The sequence below is a fragment of the Rhizobium sp. 16-488-2b genome (genome assembly GCF_017741815.1).
In the GTDB taxonomy this organism is placed as follows: domain Bacteria; phylum Pseudomonadota; class Alphaproteobacteria; order Rhizobiales; family Rhizobiaceae; genus Rhizobium.
This window is the reverse complement of sequence record NZ_JAGHMF010000036.1, coordinates 406,324-429,913: the sequence shown is the minus strand read 5'-3', so window position 1 is coordinate 429,913 and position 23,590 is coordinate 406,324. Positions and strand designations below refer to the sequence as shown.

Annotated in this window: 20 protein-coding genes; 13 read left to right on the top strand and 7 right to left on the bottom strand. The window is 63.0% G+C overall.

Features of this window, described 5'->3' with window-relative positions:
• Nucleotides 1-14: 14 nt before the first annotated feature.
• The 3 genes from J5286_RS28345 to J5286_RS28335 form a co-directional block, all read right to left on the bottom strand.
• Nucleotides 15-1,049: a Tim44 domain-containing protein gene (locus tag J5286_RS28345; RefSeq protein WP_209193289.1), complete on the bottom strand. Its 1,035-nt coding sequence runs from the start codon at nt 1,047-1,049 to the stop codon at nt 15-17.
• A 107-nt stretch (nt 1,050-1,156) separates the two neighbouring features.
• Entirely contained in the window at nt 1,157-1,615 is a 459-nt protein-coding gene (locus J5286_RS28340; RefSeq protein ID WP_209193288.1) for a YbaK/EbsC family protein, read from the bottom strand.
• Between the two features lie 39 nt (nt 1,616-1,654).
• Nucleotides 1,655-2,446 (bottom strand): DeoR/GlpR family DNA-binding transcription regulator, encoded by a 792-nt coding sequence (locus J5286_RS28335; protein WP_047504578.1) that lies wholly within the window; start codon nt 2,444-2,446, stop codon nt 1,655-1,657.
• A 513-nt stretch (nt 2,447-2,959) separates the two neighbouring features.
• Between J5286_RS28335 and J5286_RS28330 the strand changes: the two genes are divergently transcribed.
• Nucleotides 2,960-4,453 (top strand): Do family serine endopeptidase, encoded by a 1,494-nt coding sequence (locus J5286_RS28330; protein WP_209193287.1) that lies wholly within the window; start codon nt 2,960-2,962, stop codon nt 4,451-4,453.
• An 84-nt stretch (nt 4,454-4,537) separates the two neighbouring features.
• On the opposite strand, the gene J5286_RS28325 is transcribed toward J5286_RS28330, so the two are convergent.
• Nucleotides 4,538-5,704 carry a dihydrodipicolinate synthase family protein gene (locus tag J5286_RS28325; protein WP_209193286.1) on the bottom strand — a complete coding sequence of 389 codons (1,167 nt, stop codon included), beginning with the start codon at nt 5,702-5,704 and terminating at the stop codon, nt 4,538-4,540.
• Between the two features lie 271 nt (nt 5,705-5,975).
• Between J5286_RS28325 and J5286_RS28320 the strand changes: the two genes are divergently transcribed.
• The 12 genes from J5286_RS28320 (at nt 5,976) to J5286_RS28265 (ending at nt 20,352) form a co-directional block, all read left to right on the top strand.
• A complete protein-coding gene (locus J5286_RS28320) occupies nt 5,976-7,022 on the top strand; it encodes a LacI family DNA-binding transcriptional regulator (protein WP_209193285.1) in 1,047 nt (348 codons plus the stop codon).
• The gene (locus J5286_RS28315) at nt 7,019-8,023 is read left to right on the top strand and encodes a Gfo/Idh/MocA family protein (RefSeq protein WP_209193284.1); all 1,005 of its coding nucleotides are present in this window, start codon (nt 7,019-7,021) and stop codon (nt 8,021-8,023) included. The genes J5286_RS28320 and J5286_RS28315 overlap by 4 nt, the downstream gene beginning before the upstream one ends.
• A gap of 5 nt (nt 8,024-8,028) precedes the next feature.
• Complete coding sequence (locus tag J5286_RS28310) at nt 8,029-9,642, top strand: acyl CoA:acetate/3-ketoacid CoA transferase (RefSeq protein WP_209193283.1); 1,614 nt, start codon at nt 8,029-8,031, stop codon at nt 9,640-9,642.
• Nucleotides 9,635-10,414 (top strand): enoyl-CoA hydratase/isomerase family protein, encoded by a 780-nt coding sequence (locus J5286_RS28305; protein ID WP_209193282.1) that lies wholly within the window; start codon nt 9,635-9,637, stop codon nt 10,412-10,414. The genes J5286_RS28310 and J5286_RS28305 overlap by 8 nt, the downstream gene beginning before the upstream one ends.
• Entirely contained in the window at nt 10,408-11,922 is a 1,515-nt protein-coding gene (locus tag J5286_RS28300) for an aldehyde dehydrogenase family protein (protein WP_209193281.1), read from the top strand. The genes J5286_RS28305 and J5286_RS28300 overlap by 7 nt, the downstream gene beginning before the upstream one ends.
• Before the next feature lie 104 nt (nt 11,923-12,026).
• The gene (locus tag J5286_RS28295; RefSeq protein ID WP_018896757.1) at nt 12,027-13,289 is read left to right on the top strand and encodes an ABC transporter substrate-binding protein; all 1,263 of its coding nucleotides are present in this window, start codon (nt 12,027-12,029) and stop codon (nt 13,287-13,289) included.
• Nucleotides 13,290-13,374: 85 nt separating this feature from the next.
• Nucleotides 13,375-14,328 carry a carbohydrate ABC transporter permease gene (locus J5286_RS28290; protein WP_209193280.1) on the top strand — a complete coding sequence of 318 codons (954 nt, stop codon included), beginning with the start codon at nt 13,375-13,377 and terminating at the stop codon, nt 14,326-14,328.
• The gene (locus J5286_RS28285) at nt 14,325-15,260 is read left to right on the top strand and encodes a carbohydrate ABC transporter permease (protein WP_209193279.1); all 936 of its coding nucleotides are present in this window, start codon (nt 14,325-14,327) and stop codon (nt 15,258-15,260) included. Before J5286_RS28290 ends, J5286_RS28285 begins: the two co-directional genes overlap by 4 nt.
• Before the next feature lie 4 nt (nt 15,261-15,264).
• Nucleotides 15,265-16,380, top strand: coding sequence for an ABC transporter ATP-binding protein (locus tag J5286_RS28280; RefSeq protein WP_209193278.1), 1,116 nt, complete (start codon nt 15,265-15,267; stop codon nt 16,378-16,380).
• Nucleotides 16,381-16,401: 21 nt separating this feature from the next.
• On the top strand, nt 16,402-17,907 hold the full coding sequence (locus tag J5286_RS28275) for an FAD-dependent oxidoreductase (protein ID WP_209193277.1): 1,506 nt from the start codon (nt 16,402-16,404) through the stop codon (nt 17,905-17,907).
• Entirely contained in the window at nt 17,904-18,683 is a 780-nt protein-coding gene (locus J5286_RS28270; RefSeq protein ID WP_209193276.1) for a 3-ketoacyl-ACP reductase, read from the top strand. The genes J5286_RS28275 and J5286_RS28270 overlap by 4 nt, the downstream gene beginning before the upstream one ends.
• A gap of 13 nt (nt 18,684-18,696) precedes the next feature.
• On the top strand, nt 18,697-20,352 hold the full coding sequence (locus J5286_RS28265) for a GMC family oxidoreductase (RefSeq protein WP_209193275.1): 1,656 nt from the start codon (nt 18,697-18,699) through the stop codon (nt 20,350-20,352).
• A gap of 6 nt (nt 20,353-20,358) precedes the next feature.
• On the opposite strand, the gene eutC is transcribed toward J5286_RS28265, so the two are convergent.
• The 3 genes from eutC to J5286_RS28250 all read right to left on the bottom strand — a co-directional run bounded on the left by eutC (nt 20,359) and on the right by J5286_RS28250 (nt 23,585).
• On the bottom strand, nt 20,359-21,144 hold the full coding sequence (gene eutC / locus J5286_RS28260) for an ethanolamine ammonia-lyase subunit EutC (protein WP_209193274.1): 786 nt from the start codon (nt 21,142-21,144) through the stop codon (nt 20,359-20,361).
• The gene (locus tag J5286_RS28255; protein WP_209193273.1) at nt 21,137-22,522 is read right to left on the bottom strand and encodes an ethanolamine ammonia-lyase subunit EutB; all 1,386 of its coding nucleotides are present in this window, start codon (nt 22,520-22,522) and stop codon (nt 21,137-21,139) included. Before J5286_RS28255 ends, eutC begins: the two co-directional genes overlap by 8 nt.
• A 259-nt stretch (nt 22,523-22,781) precedes the next feature.
• Nucleotides 22,782-23,585: a class I SAM-dependent methyltransferase gene (locus J5286_RS28250; RefSeq protein WP_209193272.1), complete on the bottom strand. Its 804-nt coding sequence runs from the start codon at nt 23,583-23,585 to the stop codon at nt 22,782-22,784.
• Nucleotides 23,586-23,590 lie beyond the last annotated feature (5 nt).

Genomic DNA, 23,590 nt, shown 5'->3' with positions numbered 1-23,590 from the left:
CAACGACATGGATATCAGGCTGCGCGCTGTTCGGTGCCCTGGATAGCCGCGAGCTTCCAGTCGGTGCCGGATTTACGCACGAAGGTCCAGACCTCGGTGCTCTCGGTCGGCGAGCGCGTGTCGCCGCTCACCACCCGGCCGCCATCGCGCTCGATGACAGCATCGATGGACTGATAGCGCATGGCAAGCGTCGCGTAGTCCGAACCGTCTTCACGCCAGGCTTCGGCGACATCGCCCTGCAGCAGCTTGACGTCGCTGACCTGGTTGCGAACGCCGTTGGAAGCGTTTTCGCCCAGTTCCTCGGCGAGATAGGACATGGCTTCCGGCGTGGTCAGCTTGCGCAGCGTGCCGTAGTCCTCGGCACCGTAGGCCGTCTGAACCTCGGTCAGGAGCCGTTCGAACCGGTCAAGGTCGTCAGGCTTAATCCCGATTTCGTCGCTCGGCTGATCGTTGCGCGGCTGCTGCGGAGCGGCATTCGAGCCGCCGAGACCAAAGCCGGCCGCGCCCGAACCGATGCTCGGGATGCGGAAAGACGAGTTGCCATTCGATGCCATGGGGCTGACGCCGCTCGGGCGCGCCGAGCCATAGGCCGGCTGCTGACCGCGATTGGCGAAGAAACGGACGGCGAGCATGACGGCGCCGGCGATCAGAGCGAACTGCAAGAGCATGCCGAGGAAGCCAAAGCCGCCGCCGAACCCGTGGCCAAGCAGCATGCCGAGCAAGCCGCCAGCAACCAGGCCGCCGATCATCGACCGGCCGAAGCCGCCAAACAGGCCACCACGCTGCTGAGCACCACCGAAGGCCGGCTGCGTCGCGGCGCCAGGCGCGTTGGCTTCAGGGCGCTGGCTCATCGAACGATCCATCGGAGCCGCAGGGGCCGGCGCGGTGCGGGTGACAGGCGGCGCCTGGAACGTGCGTGTACCGCGGCTACCGAAACCGGAGCTTCCTGCCCGCCGCGCATCCGCATCGCCGATGGACGCAAATACGGTAACGCCTGTCAGGGCGGCGATCGCCGCAACCTTGGCAAAACGTGAAACGGCACGAGGCATCTAAAGTCTCCCATATGGCAACAGTTGAGTTTCGCCTTCTTATATAGGTTTCTTTTTCCGCGTTTTAAGCTTTGCGTTGAATCTGGTTCAATTGTTCGTGTATCTGCCTATTGGCAAACGTCGACCCAGGTCGCCTTGGTCAACTCCGCCAGGCGATCCGTGGCGATCCGGACAGCCGAATTCGTCGATCCCGCGGCAGGCACCACCTCTTCAAATTGCTTGAGGGAAACGTCGCAATAAATGCGCAGCGGCGACGGAAGCCCGAACGGACAAACCCCGCCAACAGGGTGGCTGGTCGCCTCGACGACCTCTTCGGCATTCAACAGCCGCGCCTTGGTGCCGAACGTGTCCTTGAACTTGCGATTGTCCAGCCGCGCCAAGCCGCCCGCCACCACCAGGATCGGCGCGTCATCTAGCCGCAGGCAGATCGTCTTGGCGATCTGCGCCGGATCGACCCCATGCGCTTCGGCCGCCTGCGCGACGGTCGCGGAGCTCATTTCGGTTTCGATGATGTCAATATCGGGGGCGGATGCGCTGAGGAATGCGCGGACGGTCTCTAGGCTCATGAGCAACAATCATCCTTGATGGGAATATTGGAAAGCGTGTCACGCCAGCTCGGTCTGCGGCTGCCTTTGCGTGCTCGTTTCGATCAGCCGCACATCGTTCTCAAGACAGAACTGCCGCACGGATGGAACCGGGCAACGATCGGTAATGAAGGTGTGCACCTGGGAAAGCTGGGCAATCCTGACCGGCGCGGTGCGCTCGAACTTGGTGGAATCGGCGACCAGGATGACGTGGCGGGCATTGGCGATGATCGCCTGCGCCACCTTCACCTCGCGGAAATCGTAATCGAGAAGCGCGCCGTCTTCATCGAGCGCGGAAGCGCCGATCACGGCGTAATCAACCTTGAACTGCCGGATGAAATCGACCGCCGCCTCGCCGACGATGCCGCCATCGGCGCTGCGCACCACGCCACCGGCAATCACCACCTCGATGGCCGGCAACAGCCTCAGCCGGTTGGCGACGTTGATGTTATTGGTGATCACCATCAGCTCATGGTGATTGATGAGGGCCTCACCGACCGCCTCGGTCGTCGTGCCGATATTGATGAACAGGGACGCATTGTTGGGAATGAGACTGGCAGCGGCCAGGCCGATGGCCTGCTTTTCGCTCGACGCGATCTGGCGCCGCGCCTCGTATTTGACGTTTTCCGTGCCGCTCGGGAAGACCGCCCCGCCATGCACGCGGGTCAGGATCTGGGCATCGCAGATGTCGTTGAGATCCTTGCGAATGGTCTGCGGCGTCACGGAGAAATGCGCTGCCAGGTCCTCGACGAATATCCGGCCTTTCGACTTGGCCATATCGACGATTTCGGTTTGACGGTCGCTAAGGAACATTGTGCGAGTGCTTTCGCTTCAGTTTCGTTTTCTGCCCGAATACCCATAACAGAGCACAAGCCAGCGCGCAAAATGACGATGATGAGTTTCGTTCATAACAAAATCCGCGGCTTGGGTCACTTTAGTGTGTATCGACGCGCCGATGGTGCCGCGCTAGGGAAGCCCCGCGTCCCAGCCCTGCGGCGGACCACGCAATGCCTCCCAAGGCTCTTCCGCGATCGGCAGCTTGTCCGAGGACAAAGCATGGCCGATCGCGGTCGAAATCCCCCCTTAAAACCACCCATAGACCGGCCGGAGAAGAGCATTCGGCCTGCGATAGTCGTCGCATTCGCGCGCGCGACATATACTAGGCGTCACATCATTAAACTCTTGTAATAAATGACGAAAACGTAACAATTACCTAATCTATATTTAATTTGAAAATACATCCTGGTCGGCAGATATGTATCTCACGCGTCTACTACTGGTGAAAGCCATCACGCGATCGAGCAACACATCCAAAGGACAGACATCATGTCAAACATCCTCAATCGCCGCCGGTCAGCAGCCCTTCTCGGTGCGGCAATCATCGTTGGCGCGGCCTCGCTTCCTTATGCGTTCGAAACGTCACCGGCCGTAGCGTCGCCGGCGTCGGTCGCCACCTCCCCCAACGGCAGCGGTTCTTTTGCCGATGTCGTCGATGCCGACAAGCCGGCCGTGGTGACCATCGTGACGACGATGAAGGCATCGGGCGCCGATGACAGCACCGACAATTCCGAGATGCAGCAGCAGTTCAAGCAGTTCTTCGAGCAGCAGGGCATTCCGGTCCCGCATCAGGCACCGCAATCGGGTGAGCATGCGCAGGCCCTCGGCTCCGGCTTCATCGTCAACCCGGACGGCTATATCGTCACCAACAACCATGTCATCGCCAACGCCACCGATATCAAGGTGACGCTCGACGACGGCACGGAACTGCCCGGCAAGCTGATCGGCGCCGACGCCAAGGCCGATCTCGCCGTGGTCAAGATCGAGGCGCCGAAAGCGTTGCCGACCATCGCCTGGGGCGATTCCGGCAAGCTGAAGCTCGGCGACCAGATTCTGGCGATCGGCAACCCCTTCGGCATCGGCACCACCGTGACGGCCGGCATCGTCTCGGCACGCGGCCGCGATCTGCACAGCGGCCCATATGACGACTTCATCCAGATCGATGCGCCGATCAACCACGGCAATTCGGGCGGTCCGCTCGTTGATCGCGACGGTCATGTCGTCGGCATCAACACCGCCATCTATTCGCCGAACGGCGGCAGCGTCGGTGTCGGCTTCGCGATCCCATCGGATGAAGCCAAGACGATCGTCGCCAAGCTGCAGAAGAACGGCTCCATCGAGCACGGTTATCTTGGCGTCCAGATCCAGGGCGTCACCCAGGATGTCGCCGATGCGATCGGCCTTGCCAAGCCGCAAGGCGCGCTGGTCGCCGACGTTTCGGAAGGCTCGCCCGCTGCCAAGGCCGGCTTCAAGGCCGGTGACGTCGTGACCAATGTCGGAAGCGACAGCGTGACATCGCCGAAGGACCTCTCGCGCCTCGTGGCCGACCTCTCGCCCGGCGACAAGCAGACAGTGACGGTCTGGCGCGGCGGCAAGAGCGTAGAGCTCAAGGTTGCGATCGGCGGAGGCGATGACGGGCAGCAGCTCGCAAGTGCCGGCGGCACTGAAAAGCATGCGCAGAGCGGACCGAGGATCGGTGTCGCACTTGCCGACCTCACCCCCGATATCCGCGCGCAGCTTGGCCTGTCGCAGAAGGTCGAGGGTGCTGTCATCGCCAACGTGGCGCCAGATAAGCCCGCCGCGAAGGCCGGCCTGCAGACCGGAGACATTATCCTGTCGGTGAACGACAAGACCGTTCACGACGCGAGTGAAGCTAAGAACGCGGTGGCGGATGCAGCAAAGACCGAGAAGAAGTCCGTGCTGCTCCTCGTACAGCGAGGCGGCAACAAGACCTTCGTGGCTGTTCCCTTCGCTGCGGCCTAGCGTTCGGAAGGACCGGCGTCACCACACGCCGGTCCTTTTATTCATTGATACGACCACCATAAGCCGGGCGGCCTCCCGCTTGGCTTATTGCACGCCGAAGACACCCACGAAGTTCTTCATGCGCTCAGTCGCCAGCTCCGGCTTATCGAGCACATTTGCCTTGTCGGCCAGGCGGAAGATATCCGCGTAATGATTGATGCCGCGTGCCGATTGCATGCCGGCAGGCAGGCTGAAGTGGCTCTGGTGGCCGTTCAGCCACGCCAGGAAGACCACGCCTGCCTTATAATATTGCGTCGGCGCCTCGAAGATCTTGCGCGACAGCGGCACCGTCGGCTCGATCACGGAGCGGAACGTCGAAGTATCGCCCGCAGCCAGCAACGCGAGCGCCTTAGAGGCAGACGGCGCCACGGCGTCGAAGATGCCGAGCAGCGCATGGCTGTAGCGCTTGCCATCACCCTCGATCAGTTCCGCGTAATTGAAGTCGTCGCCGGTGAAGCACATGACGCCCTCGGGAAGCCTGTCGCGAAGCTGCACTTCCTTGGCATTGTCGAGCAACGAGATCTTGATGCCTTCGACCTTGCTCCGGTTTTCCCTGATGATATCGAGCGCGCACGCGAGCGCCGGCTCGAAATCAGCGCTTCCCCAATAGCCGGCAAGGTTGGGATCGAACATGTCGCCCAGCCAGTGCAGGACGACCTTGTCCTTCGCCTGCGAGAGAATGCGGCTATAGACCTTGATGTAATCGTCGGGCGACTTGGCGACGCGGGCAAGCGCGCGGCTCGCCATCATGATGACGCGGCCACCGTGCTTTTCCACAAATTCGATCTGCGTCTCGTAGGCCTTGATCACGTCATCCAGCGAGCGTGCATCGGCGGCCGCCAGATGGTCCGTGCCGGCGCCGCAGGCGAGATCGGCACCCTCGACATGACGCGCCTCTTCCAGCGAACGGCGAATGAGTTCCTGCGCACCCGCCCAATCAAGCCCCATCCCGCGCTGCGAGGTGTCCATGGCTTCGGCGATCTTGAAACCCAGGCTCCAGAGATGGCGCCTGAAAGCGATCGTCGTATCCCAGTCGATCGCCGGCTTGCCCCAGGGGTCTGAATCCCGGCGCGGATCGGAGACGACGTGGGCCGCGGCATAGGCAATCCGATTGAATACCGGTGGCTTGGACGGCCGCTCGATCGGGGTTCCAACAAGGCGATATTCGCGAACAGCACCATCGGCGTCAGGCAGATTCAAGGTCAAGCTCATGGGGTCCTCCTCAAGACGTGGACAATGCAATAATTTGGATCGTTCCAAATTGCAAGCCTGTTTTCGACGTCAAAAGCAAGGCGTCACTTACCGCTTTCGACACGAAAGCCAGCGACAAAATTGATTGTTTTGCGCCATTTTGCACCGCAACAGATGCTTTCCGGTGAATTCACCCGCAGACACCGGCGCCGTCCGATTAACTCCGCTTGACAAAGTTGGAACGTTCCAATTATTAACAGTGAAAATTGGCGCAGACCAAGGGAGGACATTCATGGGCAAGGGGCGGGTCACCGTCATCGACATCGCAAAGGCTGCCGGCGTTTCCAAGTCGACAGTTTCGCTGGTGCTGCAAGCCTCGCCCCTGGTGAATGAGAGCACCCGCACGAAGGTCAACGCCGTGATGCGGGAACTGGGCTATGTCTATAATCGCGGCGCGGCGAACCTTCGCCAGGCGAATGCGCGATCGAAGATCATCGGCATCGTCGTCAACGACCTGACCAACAGCTTCTTCGCCGAACTCGCCGTGGGCGTCGACACGGTGGTGCAGTCGGCCGGCTTCGTGCAGTTCCTGTCCAACACCAGCGAAAGCATCGATCGCCAGCGTGAGGTCATCGCCTCGATGCGCGAGCACGGTGTCTCGGGCCTGATCATCTCGCCGGCGCGCGGCACCGAAGCGATTGATCTGAAGCCGCTTGTCATGGCCGGCATTCCGGTCGTGCTCGTGGTTCGCAACATTCCCGGCGCCAAGGTGTCGTCGCTTGTCTCCGACAACCATGCCGGCACCTTTGCCGCCGTCGAACATCTGGCGGCACTCGGCCACAGCCGTATCGCATTCGTCGGAGGCTTCCCGGACACCGCCGTCTTCGACGAGCGCCTGGGTGGCTATCGCGACGCCATGTCGAAAACCGGCACCGGCTTCCAAGAAGAGCTGGTGGTTTCGTCCGCGCCATCGCGCGCCGGCGGCGTGGATGCGCTTGCCCGCGCCATGGCCATGCCAGAGCCGCCGACGGCCGCCGTCTGCTTCAACGACGCGGTTGCCTTCGGCGTCTGCGATGGGCTGAGAGCGCGCCGCATCGAGCCCGGCAAGGACTTCGCCGTCGTCGGCTTCGACGATGTGATCGAGGCGAAGACCACGGTGCCGGCGCTGACCACCATCTCGGTCGATCCGCAGGGGATCGGCCAACGCGCAGCACAAATGCTGCTGAAGCAGATCAACGCCGGGAAACCGGAAGCGGAATCGGCCGTGAGCTCGGTGCGCCTGATCGTGCGCGAAAGCTGCGGCGCCGCGATGAACAAGCCTGGGAGGAAAATGGCATGACGGTTCGTTGGGGTCTCATCGGCGCGAGTACGATCGCGCGCGAATGGGTGATCGGAGCAATTCGCGCCACTGGCGGCGAGGTCGTCTCCGTCATGAGCACCAGCCCGGAGCGCGCCCGCTCCTATGCCGCCGAGAACAATATCGGCAAGCATGTCTCCGATCTCGGCGCTCTGCTCTCCGACCCCGAGATCGATGCCGTCTATATCTCGACGACCAACGAGCTGCACTGCGCCCAGGCAATCGCCGCTGCGCGCGCGGGCAAGCACATTCTCTGCGAAAAGCCGCTGGCTCTGTCTCTCGATGATGCCCACGCGATGGCCAAGGCCGCCGATGAAGCGGGCGTCGTTCTCGCCACCAACCACCACCTGCGCAATGCCTCGACCCACACCGCGATGCGTGACGCAATCGCGGCCGGCAAGATCGGAAAGCCGCTCTCGGCACGCGTGTTCCACGCCGTCTACCTGCCACCGCATCTGCAAGGCTGGCGGCTCGACAAGCCGCAGGCCGGCGGCGGCGTCATTCTCGACATCACCGTCCATGACACGGACACCCTGCGTTACGTGCTTGGGCGAAACCCGGTCGAGGTGATCGCATTTTCGCAGGCCGGCGGCATGGGCAAGGAAGGTCTGGAAGACGCCGTCATGGGCGTCATGCGCTTCGAAGACGAGATCATCGCCCAGTTCCACGACGGCTTCACCACGAAATACGCCGACACCGGTTTGGAGGTGCACGGCACCGAGGGCTCGCTGATCGGCCGCAATGTGATGACCCAGCGGCCGGATGGCACGGTGACCTTGCGGACCGCCGAAGGCGAGCAGTCGCTGCCGGTTACCGGCGGCAATCTCTACGAGACCGCTCTTACCGCGTTTCACGCCGCCGTCGCCGGCAATGGCAGGCCATCGGCAACAGCCAAGGATGGCATCTGGTCGCTGGCAACGGGCCTCGCGGTCGCGCAAGCCGCGCGCACGGGTGCTGCAGTGCCGGTCAAGACAGGACTTTGACAGAGATGAACAAGCATATCACCCCATCGCAAGCCGCTGACCTGATCCCCGATGGCGCCGTCGTTTCGGTCTCTTCGTCCAGCGGCCTCGGCTGCCCCGACCTGATGTTGAAAGCCATCGGCGAGCGTTTCGAGGCCACCGGCCATCCGCGCGAGATCACCACGCTGCACCCGATCGCCGCCGGCGACATGAGCGGGATCAAGGGCATCGACCATATCGCGCGCAAGGGTCTCCTGAAGCGAATCATCGGCGGCTCCTACCCTTCCGGCCCATCGACCGCCGAACCGCCGCTAATCTGGCAGATGATATCAGGCAACGAAATCCCGGCGTACAACATCCCCTCCGGCGTGATGTTCGACATGCACCGCGAGGCGGCCGCCAAGCGGCCCGGCGTTCTGACGAAAGTTGGAATGGACACCTTCGTGGACCCGAAGCGTCAGGGCTGCGCGATGAACGCCGCCGCCCAGGAAACGCCCGTGGTCAAGCGTGTCTCCTTCGAGGGGGACGACTGGCTGTATTTCCCGGCGATCGCGCCCGATGTCACGATCGTCAGGGCGACGACGGCCGACGCGCACGGCAACCTGACCTATGAGCACGAAGGCGCCTATCTCGGCGGGCTCGACCAGGCGCTTGCGGCCCGCAACAATGGCGGCATCGTCATCGCGCAGGTCAAGCGCATCACCAAGCAGGGCTCGCTGAAGCCGCACGACGTGCGCGTGCCGGGCATGCTGGTGGATTACGTCATTGTCGATCCCGAACAGAAGCAGACGACGCAGACGCTCTACGACCCGGCGATTTCAGGCGAAATCTTCCGCCCGCTCGACACGTTCCGCGTTCCCGAATTCAACATCCAGAAGGTGATCGCACGTCGCGTCGCGCAGGAGCTTCAGGCCAATAGCTGCGTCAACCTCGGCTTCGGCATCTCGGCAAACGTTCCGCGCATCCTGATGGAAGAAGGGCAGCACGGAGCCGTTACCTGGGTGATCGAGCAGGGTGCAGTTGGTGGCGTTCCGCTGCTCGACTTCGCCTTCGGCTGCGCCTCGAACGCCGATGCCTACATGCCATCGCCCTACCAGTTCACCTATTTCCAGGGTGGCGGTTTCGATGCGTCGCTGCTCTCCTTCCTGGAGATCGGCCGGGATGGCTCGGTCAACGTCTCGAAGCTCTCCTTCCGCCCTCATGTGACGGCTGGAGCCGGCGGATTCGTCGATATCACCGCCCGTGCCCGCAAGATCGTCTTCTCCGGCATGTTCAACGCCGGCGCCAAGCTCGGCATCGCCGATGGCAAGCTTGTCATCGAGAAGGAAGGCAAGCTGAAGAAGCTGGTCAACGAGGTCGAGCACGTGACCTTCTCCGGCCGCCGGGCGATCGAACAGGGACAGGACATCACCTATGTGACCGAGCGTTGCGTGATGAAACTCACCCCCGACGGGATCGTGCTGACCGAGATCGCACCCGGCATCGACCTGCAGACGCATATTCTGGATCAGTCGGAATTCCCACTCTCGGTCGCCAAGGACCTCAAGGTGATGGACGCCAGGCTGTGTGCGGAAGAGCCGATCGGATTGTCGCTGCCGGTGAAAAGCGCCCGCGTTCTGGAGGGCACCTTCCATGACTAGCGGAACCGTGCGCGTCGACATAGACGGCTCTCTTGCCATCATGACCGTATCGCGGCCCGAGAAGCTGAACGCACTCGACCTCGACATGCTGAAGGCTCTGTCGGAAGCCGCCGATGCGGTGGAAGCCAATCCGGATGTACATGTCGCCATCCTCACCGGTGACGGCAAGGCCTTCTCGGCGGGCGGGGATATCAAGGCCTGGGGGCATATGGCACCGCAGGAGTTCGGGCATGCCTGGGTGCGCTACGGCCATCGTGTCTTCGAGCGGCTCGCCACGCTTCGCGTTCCCCTGATCGCGGCGCTGAACGGACACGCACTCGGCGGCGGGCTCGAGTTGGCAGGCCTTGCCGATATCAGGATTGCCGAACAGCAGATCAAGATCGGCCTTCCGGAAACCGGCCTCGGCATGATCCCCGGCTGGTCGGGCACGCAGCGTCTCGTCAAGCGGTTCGGCGCGCAGATCGTCCGCCGCATGGCGCTGGGCGGCGAGATATTCACCGCCGAGGAAGCGCGCCAGTTCGCCATCGTCGACATGGTCGTGGCCACGGGCACAGCCGTCGATGCGGCACGAGACTATGCGCGCCGCGTCGCGACACGCGGACCCGCCGCACTCGAGATCACCAAGCTGATGATCGCGTCGGCCAATGGCGAGGACAACGGCACGGCGGTTGAAGCGCTCGGCTCGATCCTGGTCGCCAAAACCGGCGACCTCAAGGAAGGCGTGACCGCATTCAGCGAGAAACGCCCGGCACAGTTCAAGGGAGAATGGTAATGACGGTTCTGGTCACCCCGAAGGCGCTCGCCAATCAAACGATCCGCGACTTCAAGATGCTGATCGACGGCAAATGGATCTCCGGCAATGCCGCACCGATCGAGCGGGTCGCGCCGAGCCACGGCGTCGTCGTCAGCCGCTTTCAGGCCGGATCGAAGGCCGACGCCGAGCGCGCGATTACCGCGGCCCGCAAGGCGTTCGACACCGGCCCCTGGCCGCGCATGACTGCATCGGAGCGCTCCGCCATCCTGCTCAAGGCCGCCGACCTCATTGCCGCCAGGGCCGATGAACTCGCCTATCTCGATGCGATCGAGGCCGGCAAGCCGATCTCTCAGGTCAAGGGCGAGATCGCAGGATCGGTCGACATCTGGCGTTATGCCGCCGCCCTTGCCCGCGATCTGCATGGCGAAAGCTACAACACGCTCGGCGACGGCACACTGGGTGTCGTGCTGCGCGAGGCGATCGGTGTCGTTTCGATCATCACGCCGTGGAATTTTCCCTTCCTGATCGTCGGCCAGAAGTTGCCCTTCGCGCTGGCCGCGGGCTGCACCTGCGTGGTCAAGCCATCGGAACTGACCTCGGGCTCGACTATCGTGCTCGGTGAAATCCTGCAGGAAGCCGGCGTTCCCGATGGCGTCGTCAATATCGTGACCGGCACGGGCGCCGAAGTCGGCGCGATCATGACGTCGCATCCCGACGTCGACATGGTTTCGTTCACCGGCTCGACCGGCGTTGGCAAGCTGACGATGACCAATGCGGCGCAGACGCTGAAGAAAGTTTCGCTGGAGCTCGGCGGCAAGAACCCGCAGATCGTGTTCCCGGATGCGGACCTCGACGCCTTCATCGACGCGGCCGTGTTCGGCGCCTATTTCAACGCCGGCGAATGCTGCAATGCAGGCTCCCGTCTGATCCTTCACAAGTCCATCGCCAGCGATGTCGTGGCGCGCGTGGCGGCGCTCGCCAAGCATGTGAAGGTCGGCGATCCCCTCGACCCGACCACGCAGGTCGGCGCGATCATCACGCCGCAGCATTTCGACAAGATCGCCGGCTACGTCTCGGCGGCAAAGAGCGCCGGCGCCGAAGTCGCCCATGGCGGTGGTGCGCTCGATCTGGGCATGGGCCAGTTCATGGCGCCAACCATTCTCTCTCAGGTCACGCCGGGGATGACGGTCGCGCGCGAGGAGGTGTTCGGCCCCGTTCTCTCTGTCCTCACCTTCGAGACCACCGAGGAGGCGATCGAAATCGCCAACTCCATCGATTACGGCCTCTCGGCCGGCGTCTGGAGCAAGGATTTCGATACATGCCTGACGATCGGGCGTAGAGTACGCGCGGGAACCGTCTGGATGAACACCTTCATGGACGGCGCATCGGAGCTGCCGTTCGGGGGATACAAGCAGTCCGGCCTCGGACGCGAACTCGGCCGCCATGCGGTGGAGGATTACACCGAGACGAAGACGCTCAACATGCATATCGGCAGCCGCACCAATTGGTGGATGCCCAGGAACTGACAGCCGGCGGGGAGCCGGTCTGCAGAAACCACGCTCGAGGAGGGCGGGGGATACGGAACGAGAATGGGTCTCGTTTCGCGAACTTGAAAACGGGAGGTTTTCAAATGCGCAGATTTCTAACGGCGACCGCCGTGGTCGCATTGGCAGTTGGTGCTGTGGGCGGTTTGGCCCGCGCTGCCGACGTCAAGGAAGTGCAGATGCTGCATTGGTGGACGTCGGGTGGCGAAGCCGCCGCGCTCAACGTGCTGAAGGGCGACCTGGCGAAGGAAGGCTACGCGTGGAAAGACGTGCCCGTCGCCGGCGGCGGTGGCGACGCCGCGATGACCGCGCTGAAGGCGATGGTTGCGGCAGGCACCTACCCGACCGCTTCGCAGATGCTCGGCTACACCGTTCTCGACTACGCGCAAGCCGGTGTGATGGGCGATCTCACCGAAACCGCGAAGAAGGAAGGCTGGGACAAATCGGTTCCGGCAGCGCTGCAGAAGTTCTCCGTTTATGACGGCAAGTGGGTCGCAGCTCCCGTCAACGTTCACTCCGTCAATTGGCTCTGGATCAACAAGGCCGTGATGGACAAGATCGGCGGCACGCAGCCGAAGACCTTCGAAGACCTCGTTGCCCTGCTCGACAAGGCCAAGGCAGCCGGCGTCACGCCGCTCGCTCTCGGCGGTCAGAATTGGCAGGAAGCCACCATGTTCGACAGCGTCGTACTGTCGACCGGCGGACCGGAGTTTTACAAGAAAGCCTTCAACGAACTCGATGAGGAGTCCCTGAAGTCCGACACCATGAAGAAGTCCTTCGACAACCTGGCCACGCTGATCAAGTATGTCGATCCGAACTTCTCCGGCCGTGACTGGAACCTTGCGACCGCCATGGTCATCAAGGGTGATGCGCTGGTGCAGGTCATGGGTGACTGGGCCAAGGGCGAATTCGTCGCCGCCAAGAAGACGCCCGACACCGACTTCCTTTGCTACCGCTTCCCGGGCACCGACGGCAGCGTGATCTACAACTCCGACATGTTCGGCATGTTCAATGTTCCCGACGATCGCAAGGCAGCCCAGGTGGCGCTTGCGACGGCAACCCTGTCGAAGAGCTTCCAGTCGGCCTTCAACGTCGTCAAGGGCTCGGTTCCCGCCCGTACCGACGTGCCGGATACCGACTTCGACGCCTGCGGCAAGAAGGGCATCGCCGACCTGAAGGCCGCCAACGAAGGCGGCACGCTGTTCGGCTCGCTGGCACAGGGCTATGGCGCGCCTCCGGCCGTTGCCAACGCCTACAAGGACGTCGTCTCCAAGTTCGTTCACGGCCAGATCAAGACCTCCGACCAGGCTGTCGAGGAACTCGTGAAGGCAATCGACGACGCCAAGTAATCGGCTCCAAGCATGGTCTTCCCCGCCTCAGATGGCGGGGAAGATGTCGACTGCCAACGTCACCCTTGGGAGGGGGATGAATGTTATGAGCACTATCGCCACCACCAAACCAGACGTCACAGCACAGCGCGGAACGTCGTTTTCCTTGCGCGGCTGGCTGCAGGACGCGCTGCCGAAAATCGTGCTCGCGCCGAGCTTCGCCATCACGCTGGTCTTCGTCTACGGTTTCATCCTCTGGACGGTCTATCTGTCCTTTACCAATTCAAAGACCTTTCCGTCCTATGCGCTGACCGGGCCTCGCGCCTATCAACGGCTCTGGCGCTGGACCTTCGAGAGCGATCCGCCGTCGTCCTGGTACACGTCGATCACCAATATGGGGATCTTTGGCTTCCTCTATATCGCCATCTGCCTGGGCCTCGGACTGCTGCTCGCCATCCTGCTCGACCAGAAGATCCGCGGCGAAGGCATTCTGCGGCCGATCTTCCTCTATCCGATGGCGCTCTCCTTCATCGTGACAGGCGTTGCCTGGAAATGGTTTCTCGATCCGGGCCTCGGGCTGGAACAGACGCTGCACCATTTCGGCTGGACGAGCTTCCACTTCGACTGGATCAAGAACAAGGACTTCGTGATCTACACCGTCGTCATCGCCGGCGTCTGGCAAGCCTCTGGCTTCGTCATGGCGATGTTCCTGGCAGGCCTTCGCGGCATCGACAGCGAGATCATGAAGGCGGCGCAGATCGATGGCGCCTCGACGGTGCAGCTCTACCGCCGCATCATCATTCCGCTTCTGAGGCCCGTCTTCCTCTCCGCCTTCATCGTGCTCGCGCATATGGCGATCAAGTCCTACGACCTTGTGGTCGCGCTGACCTCGGGCGGCCCCGGCGGCTCGGCCTGGCTGCCGTCCAACTTCATGTACGAATACACCTTCAAGCGCAACGAAATGGCCGTCGGCTCGGCCAGCGCCGTGATCATGCTGATGACTATCTCGGCCATCATCATTCCCTATCTCTATTCGGAACTGCGGGAGAAATCACGATGAGCACGGTCACATCGGATGCCTCCAGCATGGCACGCATGCGGATGTTCAACCGCATCTTCATCTACGGCGTACTGGCCATCTTCGCGATCATCTACCTGATGCCGCTCTTCGTCATGCTCGTCACCTCGTTCAAGACGATGGACGAGATCCAAAGCGGCAACATGCTGTCGTTGCCGGCAGCGCCGACCTTCGAGCCATGGGTCAAGGCCTGGGGCGAAACCTGCGTCGGTCTGACCTGCGCCGGCATCAAGGGCTACTTCTGGAATTCGATCAAGATGGTGGTGCCTGCCGTCGCCATCTCGACCATCCTCGGCGCGCTGAACGGCTACGTGCTCACCAAATGGCGATTCCCCGGCCATACGCTGGTCTTCGGGCTGATGCTCTTCGCCTGCTTCATTCCGTTCCAGTCGGTGCTGCTGCCGATGGCGACCATTCTCGGCAGTCTCGGCCGCTTCGGCAACACGCTCACCAACGAGATCGGCATGTCGCTCGGCTTCGGCAATCCGACGGTCAATCTGGTCATCGTCCACGTCGTATACGGCCTCGGCTTCACGACGCTGTTTTTCCGCAACTACTACGAGGCGTTCCCGACCGAACTGGTGCGCGCGGCGCAGGTGGATGGTGCTAGCTTCTTCCAGATCTTCCGCCGCATCATGCTGCCGAATTCGCTGCCGATCATCGTCGTGACCGTGATCTACCAGTTCACCAACATCTGGAACGACTTCCTGTTCGCATCCGCCTATGCGGGAACCGGCGAGTCCATGCCGATGACGGTGGCGCTGAACAACGTCGTCAACACCTCGACCGGTGTGGTCGAATACAATGTCAACATGGCCGCCGCGATGATCGCCGCCATGCCCACGCTTCTCGTTTACATCCTCGCCGGCCGCTACTTCGTTCGCGGTCTGATGGCGGGCGCGGTCAAAGGATAATCCCATGGCTTTTCTCGAAATCTCAGGCCTCAGAAAGCGTTTCGGCGCACTGGAAATCCTCAAGGGCATCGATCTTGAGCTGGAAAAGGGCGGCTTCCTGGTGCTGGTCGGCCCGTCCGGCTGCGGCAAGTCCACGCTGCTCAACACCATCGCCGGGCTGGAAGCCATCACCGAGGGCGACATCAGCGTCGATGGCCGCAGCATCTCGGATCTGCATCCGTCCAAGCGCGACATCGCCATGGTGTTTCAGAGCTACGCGCTCTATCCGAACATGACGGTGGCGGGAAACATCTCCTTCGGCATGGAGATGCGCGGCGTGCCGGCCGACGAACGCAAGGCGGCGATCGACAAGGTCGCCAAGGTGCTGCAGATCGGCCACCTGCTGGACCGCAAGCCAAGCCAGCTTTCGGGCGGCCAGCGGCAGCGCGTCGCCATGGGCCGCGCGCTGGTGCGCGATCCCAAGCTCTTCCTGTTCGACGAGCCGCTCTCCAACCTGGACGCCAAGCTGCGGGTCGACATGCGCATCGAAATCAAGCGACTGCATCAGGCGACCGGCAAGACGATCGTCTACGTCACGCACGACCAGATCGAGGCGATGACGCTGGCGACCAAGATCGCCGTGATGAAGGACGGTGAGGTGCAGCAGTTCGGCACGCCGGCAGAAATCTACAACAACCCCGCCAACATGTTCGTCGCCGACTTCATGGGCTCTCCGGCCATGAACCTTCTGTCCGGCACCATCGAACAGGGCGCGGCGGGCCTCTCCGTGTCGCTCGCCCGCCCCAGCGGCGAGCCGATCCGCTTGCCGATCGCACCGGGCCGCGAAGCGCTGCAGGCGCATGCCGGCCGGCAGATCGTCTTCGGCATCCGGCCCGAGGCGCTGACCGACCCCGATGGCGCCGACCGCAACGCGCGCACACTTGCCGAGGGCGATTGCCTGATCGACGTGGTCGAGCCGGCCGGGTCCGATACATTCGCGGTGACGAAACTTGGCGGCAAGGAGGTCGTCGCGCGGCTGCGCGCCGATGCCCGCATTCAGCCCGGCCAGAACGCGCGGCTGGCATTCAACCTCGACAAGGTGGTCTTCTTCGACCCGCAGAGCCAGGCGCGGATCGCGTGATCCTGACGGCGGGACAGCAATATGAACAGAACACCTGATATCGTCATCATCGGCTCGGGCATCGGTGGCGCGACCGTCGCTGCCGGGCTCGCTCCCACCGGCGCCGAGATCCTCATTCTCGAAGCAGGCGAACGGATCGCCGACCACCCTGTCAACCGCGACCAGCGAGCGATCTTCCAGCGCGGCCATTTCCGCCCGAAGGAGACCTGGTACGAGGCCGACGGCACCGGCTTCAATCCCGGCAACTACTACAATGTCGGCGGCAATTCGAAATTCTTCGGGGCGGTGCTCTCGCGCTACCGCCGCGAGGATTTCGAGGAAATCCATCATCGCGAAGGCGTCTCGCCCGCTTGGCCATTTCCCTATGAGGAGCTGGAGCCTTGGTATGGTCGCGCCGAGAAGCTGTATCGGGTGCGCGGGGCGCTCGGCGACGATCCGACGGAGCCGGCCCATTCGACACCCTATGATTACCCGCCGGTGCGCGAAGAACCCGCCATCGCCGATGTCCGGGCGCGGCTGAAGGCGAAGGGGCTGCACCCCTTCTCGCTCCCCCTGGGTGTCGACATCGACAAGTGGCTGGCGAAGGCGCCAACGCCTTGGGACGCACACCCGAACTCCGACGACGGTAAGATGGACGCAGAAACGGCTGCCCTTTCGCAGGCGCTGCAACACGACAATGTCCGCCTTCAAACCGGATCTCGCGTCATCAAGCTGGAGACGGATGCGGACGGCCGCATCTCGGGCGTTACCTACCGCCAGGGTGGAGAAACCCGAACGCTTCATCCAAAGCTCGTGATCCTGAGCGCCGGCGCCGTCCAGTCCGCCGTGCTCTTGCTCCGCTCGGCAAATGACCGGTTTCCGGATGGCCTCGCCAATTCGTCGGGCCAGGTCGGGCGCAACTTCATGAACCACAACTCCTCGGCCGTGATCGGCGTCTCGCCGCGATATCGCAACACCTCGATCTACCAGAAGACCTTCGCCTTCAACGATTTCTATCTGTCCGACGGCAATGGCGGACCGCCGCTCGGCAATGTCCAGCTGCTCGGCCGCATCTCCGGCAAGGTATTGAAGGGATCACTGCCGAATGTCCCGGAATGGCTGCTCAATCGGATCACCGGCCATGCGATCGATTTCTACGCCATGAGCGAAGACGTTCCCAGTCCGGAAAGCCGGGTGATGGTGGATGGCGACCGCATCGTCTTGAAATGGCATCGCACCAACTGGGATGCTCACCTGTCGCTGGTCTCTAAGCTCAAGGACATCCTGAAGTCGATCGGTTTTCCGCTGGTGCTCAGCCGGCCGTTCGACAAGCGCACGCCCTCGCACCAGTGCGGGACCATCAGGATCGGCCGCGACCCGGCGTCGGCTCCGCTCGACATCTACTGCCGCGCCTTCGATCACCAGAACCTGTTCGTCGTCGATGCAAGCTTCCTACCGACCTCGGCGGCCGTCAATCCGGCCTTGACGGTGGCGAGCCAGGCATTGCGTGTCGCCGACCATATCGCTTCAAAGGATTTGAGAGCATGACGACGCATTCGGACAAGCCCGTCGCCGTGATCACCGGCGGCCGTCGCGGCATCGGGCTGGGCATCGCCGGCGCGCTGGCGAAATCAGGCTTCAATGTCGTGATAACGGGCGTCGGCGCCGCGGAGACCGCGGACGAGACCGTCGCGCAGCTGAAGGAGCATGGTGGCGACGCGATCTACCTGCAGGCCGATATATCCGCCGTCGAAAAGCACGAGGAGACCGTTCACGCGATCCTGCAGGCCTTCGGCCGCATCGATTGCCTGGTCAACAATGCCGGCATGGCCGCCGTGGTCAGGGGTGACTTCCTTGGACTGACGCCTGACAATTTCGACGCCATCATGGCCACGAACCTGCGCGGCACCGTGTTCTTCACCCAGGCGGTAGTGAAAGCGATGCTTGTATCCGGCGACAAGCCGCACCCGCGCTCGATCATCAACATCACCTCGGTATCGGCCGAGGCGAGTTCACCGGAGCGCCTGGACTATTGCATCAGCAAGGCGGGGCTTGCCGCCTTCTCTCAAGGGCTGGCGCTGCGCCTGGCGGAATCGGGTATCTCCGTCTTCGAACTCCGGCCGGGCATCATCCGCACCGATATGACGGCAGGCGTGACCTCGAAATACGACGCGCTGATCGAAGGCGGGCTCGTGCCGATGAAGCGCTGGGGCGAGGCCGACGACATCGGTCGGATTTGCTCGGCCCTTGCCTCCGGCGCCTTCGCCTTTGCGACCGGCACCGTCATCGATGCCGATGGCGGCCTTTCCATTCCCCGCTTGTGACAGGATAGAACCAATGGGCTTTGACTATATCATAACGGGCGCGGGTCCCGCCGGCTGCGTGCTCGCCAGCAGGCTGAGCGAAGATCCAGATGTCAGCGTGCTGCTTCTGGAAGCCGGTGGCGGCGACTGGAATCCGCTGTTCCACATGCCGGCCGGCTTTGCCAAGATGACCAAAGGCGTGGCGAGCTGGGGATGGGAAACCGTTCCGCAGAAGCACATGAAAGGCCGGGTACTGCGCTACACGCAAGCGAAGGTGATCGGCGGCGGCTCGTCCATCAATGCGCAGCTCTACACCCGGGGCAATGCCGCCGACTATGATCTCTGGGCCAGCGAGGATGGCTGCGAGGGCTGGGACTACCGCTCGATCCTGCCCTATTTCAAACGCGCCGAGGACAACCAGCGCTTCGCCGACGATTACCACGCCTATGGCGGGCCGCTCGGCGTCTCGATGCCTGTCTCCGCGCTCCCGATCTGCGACGCCTATATCCGCGCCGGCCAGGAACTCGGCATTCCCTACAATCACGACTTCAACGGCAAGCAGCAGGCGGGCGTCGGCTTCTACCAGCTGACCCAGCGCAACCGTCGCCGCTCATCCGCGTCGCTTGCCTATCTCTCGCCCATCAAGGGCCGAAAGAACCTGACCATCCGCACCGGCGCCCGCGTGAGCAGGATCGTGATCGAGGGAACGAGAGCCGTCGGCGTCGAAGTGGTGACGGACAAGGGCTCCGAGGTGATCCGCGCCGCGCGCGAAGTGCTGGTGTCATCGGGCGCGATCGGCTCGCCGAAGCTCCTGCTGCAATCCGGCATCGGCCCGGCCGATCATCTGACATCTGTCGGCGTCAAGGTGCACCACGATCTACCCGGCGTCGGCGGCAACCTGCAGGATCATCTCGACCTCTTCGTCATTTGCGAGTGCACCGGCGACCACACTTATGACGGCGTCGCCAAACTGCACCGGACCGTCTGGGCGGGGCTGGAATACATTCTCTTCCGCACGGGCCCGGTTGCTTCCTCGCTCTTCGAGACGGGCGGCTTCTGGTATGCGGATCCGAATGCGCGTTCCCCTGACATCCAGTTTCACCTCGGGCTTGGTTCGGGCATCGAGGCGGGCGTGGAGCGGCTGAAGAACGCCGGCGTGACGCTGAACTCGGCCTATCTCCACCCGCGCTCGCGCGGCACCGTCAGGCTCAAATCATCCGATCCGGCGGCAGCGCCGCTGATCGACCCGAACTACTGGTCCGATCCGCACGACCGGACGATGTCGCTCGAAGGCCTGAAGATCGCGCGCGAAATCATGCAGCAGGCGGCGCTGAAGCCCTTCGTGTTGGCCGAGCGGCTTCCCGGACCGAAGGTGATGACCGACGACGAACTCTTCGACTACGGCTGCGCCAACGCCAAGACCGATCACCACCCCGTCGGAACCTGCAAGATGGGTACGGGCGCGGACGCGGTCGTCGGGCTCGATCTCAAGGTGCACGGGCTGGAAGGCCTGCGTGTTTGCGATTCCTCCGTCATGCCGCGTGTTCCCTCCTGCAACACCAACGCGCCGACGATCATGGTGGGCGAGAAGGGCTCGGACATCATTCGCGGCAAGATGCCGCTTCCCGGCGCCATCTTCGAGCACGAGCGCAACGACACGCGGCCGCGCGCAAGGGCGGGCATCCGGTGAAGCCGATTACGAAGCGCTGGGCAGCCTGACCAGCGCTTCCTTCAAGCCGACGCCGCTCACACCTGTCTTCGTCATGTCGGCGATGAGACCGGCGATGGTCTTCGCCGCCTGCTCCATCGATAGGCCACCCTCGCGCATGTTCGAGACGCAGTTGCGCCGGGAATCCGGCGTACCGACCGACGGCTCGTAGGTGATATAGGCGCCGAGACTGTCGGCCGCTGAGAGACCGGGCCTCTCTCCGATCAGCACGATTGTCATCCGCGCCCCGAGAATTTCGCCGACCTCGTCGGCAAGCGCCACACGCGCCTGGCGGGCGACGGCGACCGGGCCGATCGACAAGCCGGCTAAGCGCAACAGGCCCGAGAGTTCGCGCACCAGCGCGACCGCATTGATATCGACCGCACTCGACGAGAGGCCGTCGGCAATGGTGATGACGACGTCGCATCCTTTGGCCTCAGCCGGCAGAGCATCCAGCCGCTCGACCGAAGCGCGCGACAACTTGCGGCCAAGATCCGGCCGGCGCAGGTAGCTGCCGCGATCTTCGGCCATGCTCTCCACGGACACGACATCCAGCCCGAGCGCGTTGAGATCGCTCTCCAGCCTGTTCACGTCGACGGTCGACCATACCGCTTCGCGGGCGCGGGCATGATCGAGCAGGAAGGACAGCTGCGCCTTGGTCGGCGCGCCGGACCCGAAGCGCCCCAGTGCGACGCGCGCATCGGTCATCTCGGCCAGATCAACGGTGGCCTGCTGGTAATCGGCTCTGAGTTCGGTGGCGGTGGATTTAGACAAGAGCGGCCCTCGACAGGTAATCGGTCAGCATGGCGGGTGCGCCGGACAGCGCGCCGGCATCATTCGTCAGTCCGACATCGCGCAGCCACGTCTCGAACTCCGGCGCCGGCGGACGGCCTAGGGTCTCGCGGCAGAACACAGCATCGTGGTGAGACAGCGACTGGTAGTTCAGCATGATGTCGTCGGCGCCGGGGACAGTGATGACGAAATTGACGTTTGCCGCGCAGAGCAGTGTCAACAGCGTGTCCATGTCTTCCTGATCGGCATCGGCATGGTTCGTGTAGCAAACGTCGACGCCCATCGGCAGGCCGAGCAGCTTGCCGCAGAAATGATCCTCGATACCGGCGCGGATGATCTGCTTTCCGTTGAAGAGATATTCCGGACCGATGAAGCCGACAACCGTGTTGACCAGCAGCGGATCGAACTCGCGCGCGACGGCATAGGCCCGGGTCTCCATCGTCTGCTGGTCGACGCCGAAATGGGCGTCGGCGGAGAGCGCTGCCCCCTGCCCGGTTTCGAAATACATCAGGTTGGCGCCCGGCATGCCGCGCTTCAGCGATCGCCCGGCATCCTGCGCCTCCTTCAGCAGTGCGAGATCGATGCCGAAGCCTTCATTGGCTTTCTGCGATCCCGCCACCGACTGGAACATCAGATCAACCGGCGCCCGCGCCTCGACGGCGCGAATGGCCGTGGTGACGTGGCCGAGGCAACATGTCTGGGTGGGTATGGCGAGCCGCTCGCGGATTTCGTCGAGCAGCGAGACGATCCGCACATAGTCCTCGACACTATCAGTCGCCGGATTGACGCCGATAACCGCGTCGCCGGAGCCCATCAACAGACCATCGATCGCCGAAGCGGCGATGCCGCGGCTATCGTCGGTCGGGTGGTTCGGCTGGTTACGGGTCGACAGGCGGCCGGTGAGGCCAAGCGTGTTGCGAAAGCGCGTGACGACCTGCCGCTTGGCGGCGACGGCGATCAGATCCTGCAGCCGCATGATTTTCGAAACGGCCGCCAGCATCTCCGGCGTGATGCCATAGGTGATGGCTTCGAGCGCCCGCTGATCCGTTTCCGGCTTCAGCAACCACTCGCGAAACTCGCCCACCGTGAACGAACTGATCGGCGCGAAGGCTTGCGCGTCGAACTGCCTCGCGATCAGCGCGGAGACCTCGTCGCTCTCCGATGGGATAACCTCTTCGGCAAGAAAGGCCTTCAGCGGCAGATCGGCGAGCGCCATCTGCGCGGCGAGCCGCTCGACCGGTCCACTGGCCGCAATGCCCGCGAGCTGGTCGCCGGAGCGTTCCGGCGTCGCTTTCGCGAGGAGATCCTTGAGATCGCGAAAGCCGAAGCGCGTTCGTTCGATCGTCGTGCTGTATGCCATTCCGGGAGTCCTAGCGTTCAAGGGTCTCAGCCCATCCCGATCCGATCGGGCTGGCTGACAGGCGTATTCCTCCCTTGAGACTGCCGGCGCTCTGCCTTTCAAGGCGATGATCCGGCCTCCCGTGCCGATCACCGCAAGCATGAGCGCCATGCCGTTATGTGCAGATGACCTCGTCTAGCCGATCACGTCAACATGCTGCGATGGCAAGACGCCGCAAAATTCGCCAACGGCATCAAATCCACCGTCTTTGCGCGATAGATCAGGCCTCGCCACCTTGCGAAACGCCGGCGGATTTGGCGACGAGAATGAAGCGCCGATAGACCAGCGTCCTGAGCTTGTTGCGCAGATTGGCGCCACGCCGCTGCGCTTTCGCGATCGGTCCATGCGACGAGATCTCGAAACCCACGAAGCCGGCCTGCTTCAATTGCGGAACGAGATCGTCCGGCCGCAGCCCGGCGCCGAAGGGGAGTTCCGCCATGATCGCCGAATGGCGCTCGCTCATCGCGCCGTCATAATGCCGGTCCGCACCGCAGAAACGATCGATCCGGCGGATGAGCCATGCCGCGGCGCGGCCGAGCCTTGTCGGCTTCGCCCAGTCGCCGTCGAAGACCAGAAGCGTGCCACCAGGCTTCAAGACCCGGTGCCACTCGCCGAATGCCTTTGCGGGATCGGTCAGCGTCCACACCAGATGCCGGCAGATAATGGCATCGTAGCGGCCATCCGGCTCCATCGGGTTTTCCGCGTCCGCCAGCACGAAGCGCAACCGTTCCTTGCCGGTGTGCTTGGCTCTGGCGATTGACAGCATGGCCTCGGAGAAATCCAGCGCGGTCACATCGTGGCCGAGATCGTGGATCACCGCCGTGACCTCGCCAGTGCCACAGGCAAGCTCGAGGACCCGCAAGGGCGTCGGCCCGAGATGATCGCGCATCGGCTGCTGCCAGGCATCGAACTCCGGGCCACGCGGTATCCTGTGGCCGAAGGCAAGATCGAATGTTTGCGAGCGCTTGGACCAATAGTCCCGGATCTCTTCCTTCAAATCGAAATTGGTTTGTCTGATGGACATCGGAC

Coding starts and splice junctions, on each gene's coding strand:
- J5286_RS28345 (WP_209193289.1), bottom strand. CDS start 1,049: ATGCCTCGTGCCGTTTCACGTTTTGCCAAGGTTGCGGCGATCGCCGCC.
- J5286_RS28340 (WP_209193288.1), bottom strand. CDS start 1,615: ATGAGCCTAGAGACCGTCCGCGCATTCCTCAGCGCATCCGCCCCCGAT.
- J5286_RS28335 (WP_047504578.1), bottom strand. CDS start 2,446: ATGTTCCTTAGCGACCGTCAAACCGAAATCGTCGATATGGCCAAGTCG.
- J5286_RS28330 (WP_209193287.1), top strand. CDS start 2,960: ATGTCAAACATCCTCAATCGCCGCCGGTCAGCAGCCCTTCTCGGTGCG.
- J5286_RS28325 (WP_209193286.1), bottom strand. CDS start 5,704: ATGAGCTTGACCTTGAATCTGCCTGACGCCGATGGTGCTGTTCGCGAA.
- J5286_RS28320 (WP_209193285.1), top strand. CDS start 5,976: ATGGGCAAGGGGCGGGTCACCGTCATCGACATCGCAAAGGCTGCCGGC.
- J5286_RS28315 (WP_209193284.1), top strand. CDS start 7,019: ATGACGGTTCGTTGGGGTCTCATCGGCGCGAGTACGATCGCGCGCGAA.
- J5286_RS28310 (WP_209193283.1), top strand. CDS start 8,029: ATGAACAAGCATATCACCCCATCGCAAGCCGCTGACCTGATCCCCGAT.
- J5286_RS28305 (WP_209193282.1), top strand. CDS start 9,635: ATGACTAGCGGAACCGTGCGCGTCGACATAGACGGCTCTCTTGCCATC.
- J5286_RS28300 (WP_209193281.1), top strand. CDS start 10,408: ATGGTAATGACGGTTCTGGTCACCCCGAAGGCGCTCGCCAATCAAACG.
- J5286_RS28295 (WP_018896757.1), top strand. CDS start 12,027: ATGCGCAGATTTCTAACGGCGACCGCCGTGGTCGCATTGGCAGTTGGT.
- J5286_RS28290 (WP_209193280.1), top strand. CDS start 13,375: ATGAGCACTATCGCCACCACCAAACCAGACGTCACAGCACAGCGCGGA.
- J5286_RS28285 (WP_209193279.1), top strand. CDS start 14,325: ATGAGCACGGTCACATCGGATGCCTCCAGCATGGCACGCATGCGGATG.
- J5286_RS28280 (WP_209193278.1), top strand. CDS start 15,265: ATGGCTTTTCTCGAAATCTCAGGCCTCAGAAAGCGTTTCGGCGCACTG.
- J5286_RS28275 (WP_209193277.1), top strand. CDS start 16,402: ATGAACAGAACACCTGATATCGTCATCATCGGCTCGGGCATCGGTGGC.
- J5286_RS28270 (WP_209193276.1), top strand. CDS start 17,904: ATGACGACGCATTCGGACAAGCCCGTCGCCGTGATCACCGGCGGCCGT.
- J5286_RS28265 (WP_209193275.1), top strand. CDS start 18,697: ATGGGCTTTGACTATATCATAACGGGCGCGGGTCCCGCCGGCTGCGTG.
- J5286_RS28255 (WP_209193273.1), bottom strand. CDS start 22,522: ATGGCATACAGCACGACGATCGAACGAACGCGCTTCGGCTTTCGCGAT.
- J5286_RS28250 (WP_209193272.1), bottom strand. CDS start 23,585: ATGTCCATCAGACAAACCAATTTCGATTTGAAGGAAGAGATCCGGGAC.